The 12,313-nt window shown below is 49.2% G+C and carries 11 protein-coding genes; 6 read left to right on the forward strand and 5 right to left on the reverse strand.

What is annotated here, in order from left to right; genetic code table 11:
* Positions 1-5 precede the first annotated feature (5 nt).
* From bioA to bioD, 5 genes are all read left to right on the forward strand, one after another.
* The gene (gene bioA, locus K6V26_RS15265) at positions 6-1,283 is read left to right on the forward strand and encodes an adenosylmethionine--8-amino-7-oxononanoate transaminase (RefSeq protein WP_224265768.1); all 1,278 of its coding nucleotides are present in this window, start codon (positions 6-8) and stop codon (positions 1,281-1,283) included.
* A 185-nt stretch (positions 1,284-1,468) separates the two neighbouring features.
* Positions 1,469-2,608 carry an 8-amino-7-oxononanoate synthase gene (locus K6V26_RS15270; protein ID WP_224265769.1) on the forward strand — a complete coding sequence of 380 codons (1,140 nt, stop codon included), beginning with the start codon at positions 1,469-1,471 and terminating at the stop codon, positions 2,606-2,608.
* The gene (locus K6V26_RS15275) at positions 2,605-3,264 is read left to right on the forward strand and encodes a DUF452 family protein (RefSeq protein WP_224265770.1); all 660 of its coding nucleotides are present in this window, start codon (positions 2,605-2,607) and stop codon (positions 3,262-3,264) included. The genes K6V26_RS15270 and K6V26_RS15275 overlap by 4 nt, the downstream gene beginning before the upstream one ends.
* Positions 3,240-4,001: a malonyl-ACP O-methyltransferase BioC gene (gene bioC / locus K6V26_RS15280; RefSeq protein ID WP_224265771.1), complete on the forward strand. Its 762-nt coding sequence runs from the start codon at positions 3,240-3,242 to the stop codon at positions 3,999-4,001. Before K6V26_RS15275 ends, bioC begins: the two co-directional genes overlap by 25 nt.
* Positions 4,002-4,004: 3 nt before the next feature.
* Positions 4,005-4,688, forward strand: coding sequence for a dethiobiotin synthase (bioD, locus tag K6V26_RS15285; protein WP_224265772.1), 684 nt, complete (start codon positions 4,005-4,007; stop codon positions 4,686-4,688).
* A 121-nt stretch (positions 4,689-4,809) separates the two neighbouring features.
* On the opposite strand, the gene K6V26_RS15290 is transcribed toward bioD, so the two are convergent.
* The 3 genes from K6V26_RS15290 to K6V26_RS15300 form a co-directional block, all read right to left on the reverse strand.
* Positions 4,810-5,205, reverse strand: a complete 396-nt coding sequence (locus K6V26_RS15290) for a YkvA family protein (RefSeq protein WP_007659063.1) — start codon at positions 5,203-5,205, stop codon at positions 4,810-4,812.
* 161 nt (positions 5,206-5,366) lie between these two features.
* Positions 5,367-6,278, reverse strand: a complete 912-nt coding sequence (locus K6V26_RS15295) for a helix-turn-helix domain-containing protein (protein ID WP_224265773.1) — start codon at positions 6,276-6,278, stop codon at positions 5,367-5,369.
* A 131-nt stretch (positions 6,279-6,409) separates the two neighbouring features.
* Positions 6,410-7,672: a helix-turn-helix domain-containing protein gene (locus K6V26_RS15300; protein ID WP_224265774.1), complete on the reverse strand. Its 1,263-nt coding sequence runs from the start codon at positions 7,670-7,672 to the stop codon at positions 6,410-6,412.
* A gap of 125 nt (positions 7,673-7,797) precedes the next feature.
* Between K6V26_RS15300 and K6V26_RS15305 the strand changes: the two genes are divergently transcribed.
* Positions 7,798-10,812, forward strand: coding sequence for a hypothetical protein (locus K6V26_RS15305; RefSeq protein ID WP_262905175.1), 3,015 nt, complete (start codon positions 7,798-7,800; stop codon positions 10,810-10,812).
* Positions 10,813-10,922: 110 nt separating this feature from the next.
* Here the strand turns inward: K6V26_RS15305 and K6V26_RS15310 are convergent, their stop codons facing one another.
* Both K6V26_RS15310 and K6V26_RS15315 read right to left on the reverse strand, forming a co-directional pair.
* Complete coding sequence (locus K6V26_RS15310; protein WP_224265775.1) at positions 10,923-11,810, reverse strand: outer membrane beta-barrel protein; 888 nt, start codon at positions 11,808-11,810, stop codon at positions 10,923-10,925.
* Positions 11,811-11,830: 20 nt separating this feature from the next.
* A complete protein-coding gene (locus K6V26_RS15315) occupies positions 11,831-12,304 on the reverse strand; it encodes a DUF4252 domain-containing protein (RefSeq protein WP_224265776.1) in 474 nt (157 codons plus the stop codon).
* Positions 12,305-12,313 lie beyond the last annotated feature (9 nt).

Consider the following 12,313-nt stretch of genomic DNA (forward strand, 5'->3'; position numbering starts at 1 on the left):
GATTTATGACAACAGAAGAATTACTGCAATTCGACAGGGAGCATGTATGGCATCCCTATACCTCGACAATCGACCCGCTTCCAGTCTATCCGGTAGCCGGCGCAGAAGGAGTGAATATCATTCTGGCAAACGGCAGACGCCTGGTAGACGGAATGTCGTCCTGGTGGGCGGCCGTTCACGGATACAATCATCCGGTCCTGAACGCTGCCGCTAAAAAGCAAATGGATAAGATGAGTCATATCATGTTTGGCGGCATTACGCATGAACCGGCTATCGAGTTGGCACAGAAATTACTGGCAATCCTTCCTCCGGAGATGGAAAAGATATTCTTTGCCGACAGTGGTTCGGTAGCCGTCGAGGTAGCGATGAAGATGGCTATCCAATACTGCCAATCCGAAGGGAAGACCGGGAAGCACGCATTTGCCACAATCCGCAGCGGATACCATGGAGACACCTGGCATGCGATGTCTGTCTGCGACCCCGTCACAGGCATGCACGGGATATTTGCCGGAAGCCTTCCCGTTCAATACTTTATTCCTCAACCTTCTGTAAAGTTCAATGAAGAATGGGATGAAGAAGCCATGGCTCCATTAAAAGATTTACTGGAACAACATGCCGATGATATCGCCGCCCTGATACTGGAACCTATCGTACAGGGAGCCGGAGGAATGTATTTCTACTCACCGACTTTTCTGGTTCGTGCCAAAGAGTTATGCGAACAATACAATGTATTACTGATCTTTGATGAAATAGCGACCGGATTCGGCCGTACCGGAAAACTCTTTGCCTGGGAACATGCAGGTGTCGTACCAGACATCATGTGTATCGGCAAAGCCTTGACCGGAGGATATCTGACACTCTCGGCTACGCTGACCACGACACGGGTGGCTACCACCATTTGTTCCGGTGAGGCCGGTTGCTTTATGCATGGCCCGACCTTTATGGGAAACCCGCTGGCCTGTGCCATCGCCTCCGCTTCTGTCTCCCTGCTTCTGGAAAGCGGATGGAAAGAGAAAGTCAGCGCCATCGAAGCACAACTTCGTCATGAACTGGCGCCGGCAGAATCTTTTGAAAATGTAAAGGAAGTACGGGTACTCGGAGCCATCGGAGTGATTGAAATGAAAGAACCGGTCAATATGGCAATCCTTCAACGTCGCTTTGTGGAGGCTGGCATTTGGGTCCGCCCATTCGGCAGGTTGGTTTATCTGATGCCGCCGTTTATTATCCGACCGGAAGAGCTGACGGTTCTGACTTCGGAGGTATTGAGGTGCATTAAAGAATAAGTGATGAAGTAATTTTAGAAAAAGGTGAGCTATCCCGTTCCCGTGCTTGACACGGGATCGCAAAGGCACAGACCGTTTCCTATAATATCTTTTGATACCTCCAGTTCTCTTGCGGCCCCGTGTCAAGCACGGGGACAGGATAGTTCACTTTTGATAAAAACTGAAACATTCATTTTCAATAAACAATGAAAGATTACACTCTGATATTAAAACAATTAAATGAAGCGGGGAACCTGCGTAGCTTGCCGGACATCGTCCATACTGGCAACCGGATAGAAAGAGACGGGCAGGTCATGCTTAACCTCTCTTCCAACGATTACCTGGGATTGGCGTCCCGCTCTGATCTGAGGGAGGCTTTCTTTGAAGAATGGAAGGAAAAAGGTTATCCTCTCTCCTCCTCTTCTTCCCGCCTGCTGACCGGGAATTTTACGGTATATACGGAATTGGAACAGTTGATGGCCGAACGCTTCAACCGGGAAGCCGCCTTGCTTTTCAACAGCGGTTATCATGCCAATACCGGAATACTGCCGGCTTTGGCCGATAAGCAAACCCTCATCCTTGCCGACAAACTGGTACATGCCAGCATCATCGATGGGATACTGCTCAGCGGCGCCCCTTTCCAACGATACCGCCATAACGATTACAATCAGTTGGAAACATTATTAAAGAAGAATGCCGGTCAATACGAACAGTTATTTATCGTAACAGAAAGTATCTTTAGCATGGATGGCGACGTTGCCGACCTCCGTCGCCTGGTGGAATTGAAGAAAAGCTATCCGAATGTTTGCCTCTATATCGACGAAGCCCATGCAATCGGTGTACGCGGTAAAAACGGACTCGGAATAGCCGAAGAACAGGATTGTATCCGTGAGATAGACCTGCTGGTCGGTACTTTCGGTAAAGCACTCGCTTCTATGGGCGCCTATGTGGTCTGTAGCCAGACCATCCGGGAATATCTGGTCAACTGCATGCGTCCACTGATATTCAGTACTGCCCTGCCTCCTACACAGATAGCCTGGACACGTTTCATCTTCGAACGGCTTCCGGAATTTTCCTCCCTGCGCGAAGAACTCACCCTGACGAGTCATCTGCTTTCCAATGCCCTCGAAGGCAAAGGAGGAGAAATCAGCGAAAGTCATATCATCCCTTATATAATCGGAGAAAATAACGATTGCATCAGCAAAGCCGAAGAGTTGCAACGCAAAGGCTTCTATTGTCTCCCCGTCCGTCCGCCCACGGTTCCGAAAGGAACGGCACGGATACGTTTCTCATTGACAGCGGATATAACCACTACGCAACTCACCCAACTGATAAAAGAAATATGAAAATAGAAAAACAACTCAATAGCTCCCATCCCCGTCTGCTCCTCTTCTTTGCAGGCTGGTCTGCCTCGCCCGAATCATTCACCGGACTGAAAGCAGAGAACGGAACGGATATCATGCTCTGTTATGATTACAGGGACATGACATTCCATGAAGACCTAAGCAGCTATAAGGAAATCCATCTGATTGCCTGGTCCATGGGAGTGCGTATGGCAGAACTGGCTTTAGCCGGGAAATACGCACTAACCACAGCTACCGCCATCAACGGCACACCCCGGCCGATAGACGACAACTTCGGTATCCCGGTAAATATCTTCCGGGGAACACTCGACAACCTGACAGCCGAAGGTATGAAACGTTTTAACCGACGGATGTGCGGCAGCCGGGATATACTCGCACAATACAAGAAATTTCCTGCCCGCCCGCTGGAAGAGGTTAAAGACGAGCTACAACATATTTACAATCTTTGTAACGGGCAATCAATGACAAATGCAGACGACACGACATCTATACAATGGACACGTGCCATTATAAGCTCGGACGATCATATCTTTCCGGCTGCCAATCAACGCAACTACTGGAACGGACGTTGCCCGGTAACAGAAATCACAGCACCTCATTATCCTTTTTATTTATGGAAACAGTGGAACGAATTATAACCCGCTTCAGCCGCGCGCTGGATAGTTACGACCTGCATGCCGATGCACAGCAACAAATCTGCCGGAAACTCACCGGTATATTATCGCGTTACACCGACATCCATTTCCAGCGTGCCCTTGAAATTGGTTGCGGAACGGGCGGTTTCACCCGTCTTTTGAAAGAAAGCTGCGTTATCGACGAATGGTATCTGAACGATATCTGTGACGGTTGCCGGGAGAAAGTAGCCTCCCTGTTCCCCGGACAGTCACCACTCTTTATCGCCGGAAATGCGGAAGAGATCGACTTTCCCGGCCGCTTCGACCTGATCGCATCCGCTTCCGCCTTTCAATGGATGAAGGAGCCTGTACAATTCCTTCATAAACTGGCCGGAATGCTTTCACCCAACGGGACTTTACTGTTTAACACCTTTGCTCCCGGCAATCTAACGGAGATTAAGCAATTGACCGGCAAAGGTTTAACATATCCTTCAAGCGAACAGCTGACGGAATGGCTGGAGGAAGATTTTCATCTGATTCACCTGAGAGAAGAAGAAATAATCCTCACTTTCGACACACCGCTCGATGTACTCCGCCATTTAAAGCATACAGGAGTAACAGCTACCGGCGACGGCACCTGGACACGCGGCAAACAAACAGATTTCTGCCGGGATTATCAGGAACTGTTCCATACAAATAATAATCAGGTAACACTCACTTACCGCCCGCTCTATGTGCTGGCTGTAAAAAAACAAGCATAAAAAATGAAAGGAAAAGTCTTATTTATTTCAGGCATCGACACCAATATCGGCAAAACCTATGCCACCGGTATCCTCGCCCGTGCCCTGGCCGAAAAGGGCAAAACGGTCATCACCCAGAAGATGATACAAACAGGTTGTACGGAAGTATCGGAAGATATTGAAATGCACCGGCAGTTACAGAATATCCCCTTTACCGAAGAGGATAAGGCCGGCCTCACCTGTCCTTACATCTTCACGTATCCCTGTTCGCCGCACATGGCTGCCGAACGCGACGGACGCACCATCGACCTGTCGACCATCACTGAAGCGACACGCCAATTGCAGGAGAAATATGAATATATCCTTCTCGAAGGTGCCGGCGGACTGATGGTTCCGAACGATTTCAACTCGCTCACCATCGATTACGTAAAGGAACAAAATTATCCGGTCCTGCTCGTCACCTCCGGAAAACTGGGAAGTATCAACCATACCCTGCTCAGCCTTTTTGCCTGCAAACAATATGGAGTAGAAGTAAAAGCACTGGTCTACAATCTATATCCGGAAACGGACAAATTAATTGCCGATAATACGATGGAGTATCTCACCCAGTATCTTGAAAAGGAGTTTCCGGGAACAGCATTTATCTGTTTGCCGGAATATAAAGAAGAAATGAAAATAAATGATATTTCGATAACCAAGCTACTTTGACGACAGTCGTCAACGAGAAGTGACGTAAGTCGTCAACCCCCATTGACGGAGATCGTCACCTCTCGTTGACGGTCACCGTCAAAACAAACCAATCAACTAGTAATTGCTAAAAAGTATCCCGTTACAAATTATCCGTCCCAATAATCTCCGATACCCGGGCATTGGCACGAGCCTTGATTTCAGGAGTGATGCTGTCTTTCACCAACTTCAGGACCAACGTCATCACGGCAATATCATCCGTAAAACCGATAACAGGCAGGATGCCATCCGGTATCAAATCAATCGGCAGGATAAAATAACCGAGGGCACCGACAATATAGGCTTTATGCTGGAGAGAAACTTTATCGTCCTGCAACATATAATAAAGTGTAAACACCGGTAATAACACAGTAGCCCCCACCTTTTTGGCTACCCGTTCAACCTTTTTCCAAAAACGGTTATCCGAATAATAGGTTCCGTATTTCTGCACTTCGTGTACCTCTTCAAAAGGGACATCTTCAATTCTATTTGTACTCATACTCGTTGTTTTTACCAATCGGAGCAGTTCACAGACTGCCCCTTCCTACGGGCAAAGATACTAATTTTATCCAGCCATGCAAATCCTCATCTTCCGCTGTTCATACTTCCGGCTAAACCAGCTAAGCTAGTAATTCTTGAAATTATGGCCAATAACTACCGTTACCGCTCGAAAACTTTCAATAACGCCAACCTATCCTCCTCCTTTTTCACCCGAAGATAATTTCGGTAACCACTGAAGCCTGCCATAAGCACCAGTTCCATATTAGTCTTGCCTGCATTCGCGGGAGATACCCGCAAACGGTCAAGAGCCACCAAGCGACAACAGTTTATCAAGCGGCAGAAATTCATGCCATACTCCTTGTTGATAAAAGCCGACAGGTAGCTACGGTTAGTACTTAGTCCGGCTGCGAGATCGGTGATCCGTAACTTGGGGTCCAAGTAAGGTTTCTTCTCACGTAGGTAGCGTTCTAGGCGCTTACGGTCTAGGGTTGGGACATTGGGAGGTATATCCTCCGCTTTCAACGTCTCGGGCTGGACGAGGAGATAGTTCTTGTCGAGCATGTTATAACAGAGTATCATATAAAACACGAACGTTGGCAACACCCCCAGCCACACGAAATAGGAAGAGGAGAAAGCCTCCATATCGAGCAATAATCCCGCCAACGGGACCGGTACGCAAAGCAGGATCAGTGCTTGCATAGCCGCCAGCCAATCCAGGGAGATACGCTGCGCCTCCGACGAGTAGTCTACTATGAAACGCCTGTAACGGTATATGTTTCGGAGGTTTAGCACCGGATAAAGCGTATTGTAGATAAAAAACACGAGACTTACCAGTATACCGCCCTCGAACGAGACCCCCATAAGGAAGACAGGCACCACCAAGTGCCATCGATTCAGCCTCCGCCGCTCGCCGGTATCCGTTATCATGGATACCACCCGGAAAAACATCACCTGATCCAACATCAGCGTCAATAAGAAAACGGGATGATAATACGAGAAAGCGCACGGGGCGACCGAATAAAGCACCAATCCGAACCAACCCAGCGATGTCACCAAGTAAGTCAGCGCCAAGAGCGCCCTTAACCGCCTTTCCTCCCCGCCCTTTCCGTACCGGCAGGCGTCCAGTGACATCATGACCATACATACCATGGCGCAGACGATGGGAAGGCTGAAAGCGAAAGCCTCCATAAGTCCAAGACTCATCATGCCGTACCTCCTTCCTCCTTAGGCTCCCGCTTCCCGGCTGCCGCCTCCCGCTCGGTGGCGACGGCACGGGAATAGCTACGAAAATCCTTGAAACCCACCTGCCCGATCAGCGAACTCACGCTCTTGCCTTGGTTGGCAGGACGCGAGCGGAGCCTATCCAACTCCCTCAGGCGGAAACGATTCAGGTAACGATTGAAGTTCATACCATACGTCTGGTTGATAAAGGCAGATAGCACCGTGCGGTTCACGTCCAAGTCCTCCACCAGATCCGTCATCTTATAGCCCGGCCTCAAGAAAGGCTTGTGCTCCCGGAAAAAACGCTCGAAACGTCTCTGGGTTAATTTCCCGGAATGGCTACGGCGAAGGCGCACGTCTCCCGCACCCGTTTCTTCGGAGGAAGAAGGCGGGGATTCCCGGCGCAAGACGTAGAGGCAGTATTCCCGCCGTATGACATGGTACGATAGCAAAACGTGCTGGAGGGCGATACCGCAAGACACGGCCGCCGTCCAAAGGGAATGGTAGAACCGGCTCCGTGGCATGAACGTAGGCAGGACCGATGAGAGCAGCGAAGCGATGGACACACCGACCAGGAAGATCACCCAGCACGCCGGCCCGCGAACCAGCGTATCCTTCCCTCTCGCCCTCTTATAATAAGACACTAGCAGCGCCAGCGTTAGGATATAATACAAAAGGCCGAAAACAACCCTCAGCAGGGGCTTGAGGGTAAAAAAGCGGGTATACCACTCGTACCCCGCGGGAATCACTTCCGCTTTCCCCCTCACGATCTCCAGCCGCACGTCGAAAGGCACGAAGCACGACCAGACCAACATCGCCAGCGCCAGCAGTCCGGGCACGAGATAATGGAGAAGCGGGAATTCCTCCGGCTCGCCCAGCCTCGTGAGGAAACGGACGATCCGGTAGAAGAAGATAGACGGCAAGACGAAACAAAGGAGGCAAACCACGTTGAGCCGGACAAACAGCGAGGGATAAAACTGATAGCAAAACGTGACCAGCCACCCGGTAGCCGAGACGGATAGGTAAACCAGCAATATCCTCTTCAAGTCACGCTCCTCCCGAGACAGGCAATCCTGCAAGGAAAGCCCCACCACCATCCCGCAAGACACGGCGGAATAGACGGGTGCCAATACCATGATAGAGATCATATAAGCAGTCAAGATGTCCATGCCCCAAATATATCGCTTTTTTATCAAGGCCTGCCGTTTCATTGATAAAAAAGTGACATTTTTACTTTTTTGCACGTGAATTACGATTTGTCCTATAAATAAAATAGGTAAATTACGATCTGTCCTAATAGATTCAGACGGATTGTCATGCAGGAACCCCGCCCTCTTCCATATCTTAGCGGCAACTAAATACGAACATCATGGAAAAACAAACCATTTTTAGTATTGACCTGTACGACAAGAATACTCACAAATATAAATCTTTATCGAACATGAGAAATAAGCATCTGACAACAAGCATCTTACTATTCCTTTCGCTCGTATCGGCATGGGGGCAAGGGGTAATAGATATAGATCTTAGTACCAATAATGAAGGGGGAATTACTATTACTGAAGACAATAGCGTATATCGTATTCACGGTACGTATGATGTCCAAAAACAAAAATTGCCATCACAAGAAACCGGATACGGCACAACAGATCAGAATAAATCGAAAGCCGTTATCGTGGTCGCCAGTGGCATACAGGTAAAGATCACGCTGGAGAATGTAAACATCGAGAATCTCCCAGAAGACAAATATTATTGCGCCTTATACGCCGATGAAGCCAAGAAAGTAGAATTGACCCTAACCGGAGATAACAGCTTGGTAGGTGGCCATGACCTACCCGCCATTTGCGCGCCTACAGGCAAAGATAGCGAGCTTATAATAAAAGGTGATGGAAAACTAACGGCCAAAGGAGGAGAGCAAGCCGCCGGAATAGGCTCACGATACAGTAAAGATGCGAAAGGAACCATCACGATAGAGGACGGCACTATCATTGCCTATGGGAATGGATATGGAGCCGGTATCGGAACAAGTGCTAATTCCAATGGTGGAACCATCCGGATCAAAGGCGGGAATATCACCGCCACAGGGGGTGATTCCGGGCCGGGTATCGGGGTATCGGGGACTGCCGCTCCTGCTAATCCACCCATAACTTCCGGAACGATAGAGATCAGCGGGGGAATCGTAAATGCCACCGGATATAACGGTATGGGCGCGGGGGAAGGAAAGGTAGGGGAAACAGTCACGATAAGCGGGGGGATCATCTCCGCTATAACGAATAAAGATGGAGGCAAAGCTATAAACGCGTCATCTTATGTCCTCCCCTCCGGTCAGAATAGCGCTATCATATTTCTAAAGGAATATAATTATAGTAGCATTGAGGGTAGCATCAAGGGTAGCATGATAGATGGCAACAACGTCGACATTACCCACTATACCATCGACCGGAATTACGAGATACCGTCCGGCTATACACTCCATATAAGAAGGAAACAGACATTGACGATCGCCGATGGCGTAACCCTCACCAATGAAGGAACGATCAGCAATGAAGATAGTGGAACCATCGACGGCAACGGAACGATAGAGAACAATAAGGATCTCAAGAGTGACAATACCAATATCAAGGTTAAGCTTAATGGTCATAAGATAAAGTACAAAGTGAACTTTCAAACCAATTATCCCATCGACGACGGCACTAATAGCACAGAATACCTATCAGAAACTGACACATTAAGGCCAGGTGAGCTCACATATACATATTACACCCTAGTAGAAGGCTGGTACGACGATAGAGAAGGCGGGAATCAAATAACCAAGATCACCGGGCCTATGACCCTCTACGCCCATTGGACAGAGAACCTGATCAAGACCACCGCCTCCCCGGCCACGCTGGAAGGGACGTACGCCACGCCACTGAAGCCGAATGAGCTTTATGAGCTGTCCGGCCTCCTCGCTCCCGATACCTACAGCGATAAGTCCGGCTATAAGTTCGAAATCGACGGTAAAGCTTATGGCCTGACGGTAAACAATGATAACAAGCTATGCGGTTCCCCCAACAAGGTTACCACAACATCCGGGACTACGATACGCATTGCCATCAGCCATGTCAACTGCGAGGAGACGAAGAGTGTAGACATCCCAATAACCATCCACCCGAGAACGCTCACCATCACCCCGCGGGCCGACCAAATACTTTATAAAGGCGAGGTCCCGAAATATGACACAAGCGGAGAAGCCACCGGAGAAACAGCAGCCTTCTCCGGGCAACTGGCCATAGACTCCCCAACCAACCTTATCACTCCGGGAAATCTAACGCCAATAGATAACGGCAAGTTCCTAGCGTCCAACTACAAGCTGGAACTCAAACCGAATATCCCATGTACCTATATCGACAAGCTACCGGGAGAGGCCAATGTAGAACTTGGTGGCGATAAGAAGGGGGAATGGTATACCGAGGCCGTTACCTTCTCCGCTCCCCCCGGTTTCACCATCAAGCTGAAAGAAGTGAAAGAGACCGGTATACAAACGGAAGCGATTAGCTCGCTAATCGCTTCCGACGAAGACTTCGTCGCCTCCTTCACCTTCAGCCAAGAGGGAACCTTCGACGTGACCTACCTGCTCAAACGTGACGACCCTTATACGCGAGAGTACGAGCATAAGGCCACGGATATCCGCCTCGACCTCAACGCCCCAACCGTAACCGTCTCCACCAATAACCTCGGCTATACCCTCACCGCCACCGATGGCAAGGGCAGCGGCATAGCTTCCGTCCTCATCGACGGTACTTCCGTGCAGCTCACCTCCGACCGCTATGACAGTTCCGGAAGCAAGGGCCTCCATACCTACAAGGTGACGGACCACGCAGGGCACGAAAGCGCAGGCACGTTCAACCTTGCCACTCCGCCCCCAGCATACACGGTCGTAATCCCCAAGACAGGACACGCGACCCTCACCCCCTCTCCCGGTACCCATTACTATGAGGAGGGTGATCGATTCCTCCTCTGCCTTAAGCTAGACTCAGCCTACAGTCAGTCTACCCCCGTGGTAAAGGCGAACGGACAAACGATCACCCCCAACCGGGACGGTAGCTATACGATCGCCGTTTACAGTGATATTCAAATCACGATAGAGGGTATCGTCCCCGATTCACCCGTATCCACCCCCCAAATCACTGACAACAAGAGTCGTATCTACTCCTCCGGTGGCATACTCTACATCAATACCACCACCCCGCTCAATGTATCAATAACAGCATTGACTGGAAAGCTAATCCGCCATTCTTCCCTCCCCGCCGGTAGCAACAGCATGTACGGTCTTCCCGTCGGCTTCTACATCGTGAAGCTATCCGATGGCACGACAGCAAAAGTGGCAATCGCCTGGAGATAAACAAGAAGTGCCCCGGAAAGAATAAGTCCTTCCGGGGCGTTCCTGTTTTCCGAGGTTTGCCTAACCCTAAGTTTCTATTTTTAAAGATTGCCACATTAACTCATTACGTTCTATAAATGCAACTGCAACCCGAAAGAAACCGGATGAAGGGCCGGTCCTTTTTTACTCTCAAACATTTCAATAGGCGAATACTTGAAGTAAGCCCCTATGCAGCCGACACCCGCTTGAAAAAGAAGGTCCATCGTAACAGGACGAAGGTTCATGCCACCATCCATTTTCTGCTTCCGGGTCTTTCCGCGCTCATCATCGTAAACGACTTTGGAAGAAGAGGTTGTCTTGATCACTCCAACGACACCGCCGGAAATGAAGAAACGGGGTTTATGTCTTTTCTTCGGTGTCTGCCATTCGAGTAATACAGGGATGGTAAGGCTAGTCATATTCAGTTTACTCTTTTTATAAACAACACCTTCGGGAGCAGGAACCAGCTGAGTAACACCGTCTACCTCCTGGAAATGAGCGTTTTCATCTATACGGTAACGATTCCAGCGCAGACCGGCACCGGTCACCAGTGCCCAGTTATACCGGGAGAACGGAAAGCTGAACTCCATAAAATTCAGATTATATTCCAGCGATTTCCCTTTGCGCAACGAAACATCGTCTCCATCGAAACTATTGAAGCCCATACCGAAGCCGGCCCAGTGGGCGGAAAAGTCCCTGTCCCAGGTGGGAACAGGTATATTCAACGTCTTGATATGTTTGCGGCGTTCGTAACTTTGCCCGTCACGGTAGTGCCCTTCAAAAACCATTTCATCATCAACCGCTTCACCATTTTCATCCAGCTCATATACCCGCACCTTCATCCGGTCGCCGTTATCTTTTACTTCTATACGTTTCTTTTCCAATGTGATAACCGTATCGGCCGGCATCGGTTCTACTTCTGCTGCCAGCAAACCCATCACGGGGAGACAGGCTGCCATAATCAGTATTAATCTTTTCATCTTCATATAGTTTTATTCGTTTATAAATCTTTTTTAGTGAACAGGATAGTAATCAAGTCGTCACTATCCAGATCTCCTTCGATATAGACCAGGGTTATCACGCCTTTTGCATTGACTTTGAAAAGGACAAAACGGTTTATATCAACCTCCTTACCCGGCAACTGGTAATAAGCGGAAATCACACCGCCATCGTCGGTCACTTCCTTAATCTTACGGGCACCTTTCTGGTCTGCCTCCAGACACTGACGGGTGAAACGCAAGGCTTCCGGATCATTCTTGATCGTAATGCTCTTATAACGTGTCATGCCGTATGTCTCGAGCATTTCGTTGGAAAGTTCCACCATCGTTACATTCTTTTTACGGCCGTAACGCTGGAAAACATCCTGTATCTTCAGGTCTTTCTGCAAGACCTCAGCATCTGTTGCCCCTACTCCGGCAGGAAACAGCATAAGGGCTGCCAACCATACTAATAATGTGTATTTAATCTGTTTCATCGCAACAAG

This window comes from Parabacteroides goldsteinii (genome assembly GCF_020091425.1).
In the GTDB taxonomy this organism is placed as follows: domain Bacteria; phylum Bacteroidota; class Bacteroidia; order Bacteroidales; family Tannerellaceae; genus Parabacteroides; species Parabacteroides goldsteinii.

Excerpts from the sequence above, each read along its gene's own strand:
- K6V26_RS15275 (WP_224265770.1), top strand. The coding sequence starts at position 2,605 with ATGAAAATAGAAAAACAACTCAATAGCTCCCATCCCCGTCTGCTCCTC.
- bioC (WP_224265771.1), top strand. The coding sequence starts at position 3,240 with ATGGAAACAGTGGAACGAATTATAACCCGCTTCAGCCGCGCGCTGGAT.
- K6V26_RS15290 (WP_007659063.1), bottom strand. The coding sequence starts at position 5,205 with ATGAGTACAAATAGAATTGAAGATGTCCCTTTTGAAGAGGTACACGAA.
- bioA (WP_224265768.1), top strand. The coding sequence starts at position 6 with ATGACAACAGAAGAATTACTGCAATTCGACAGGGAGCATGTATGGCAT.
- K6V26_RS15315 (WP_224265776.1), bottom strand. The coding sequence starts at position 12,304 with ATGAAACAGATTAAATACACATTATTAGTATGGTTGGCAGCCCTTATG.
- K6V26_RS15270 (WP_224265769.1), top strand. The coding sequence starts at position 1,469 with ATGAAAGATTACACTCTGATATTAAAACAATTAAATGAAGCGGGGAAC.
- K6V26_RS15305 (WP_262905175.1), top strand. The coding sequence starts at position 7,798 with ATGGAAAAACAAACCATTTTTAGTATTGACCTGTACGACAAGAATACT.
- K6V26_RS15310 (WP_224265775.1), bottom strand. The coding sequence starts at position 11,810 with ATGAAAAGATTAATACTGATTATGGCAGCCTGTCTCCCCGTGATGGGT.
- bioD (WP_224265772.1), top strand. The coding sequence starts at position 4,005 with ATGAAAGGAAAAGTCTTATTTATTTCAGGCATCGACACCAATATCGGC.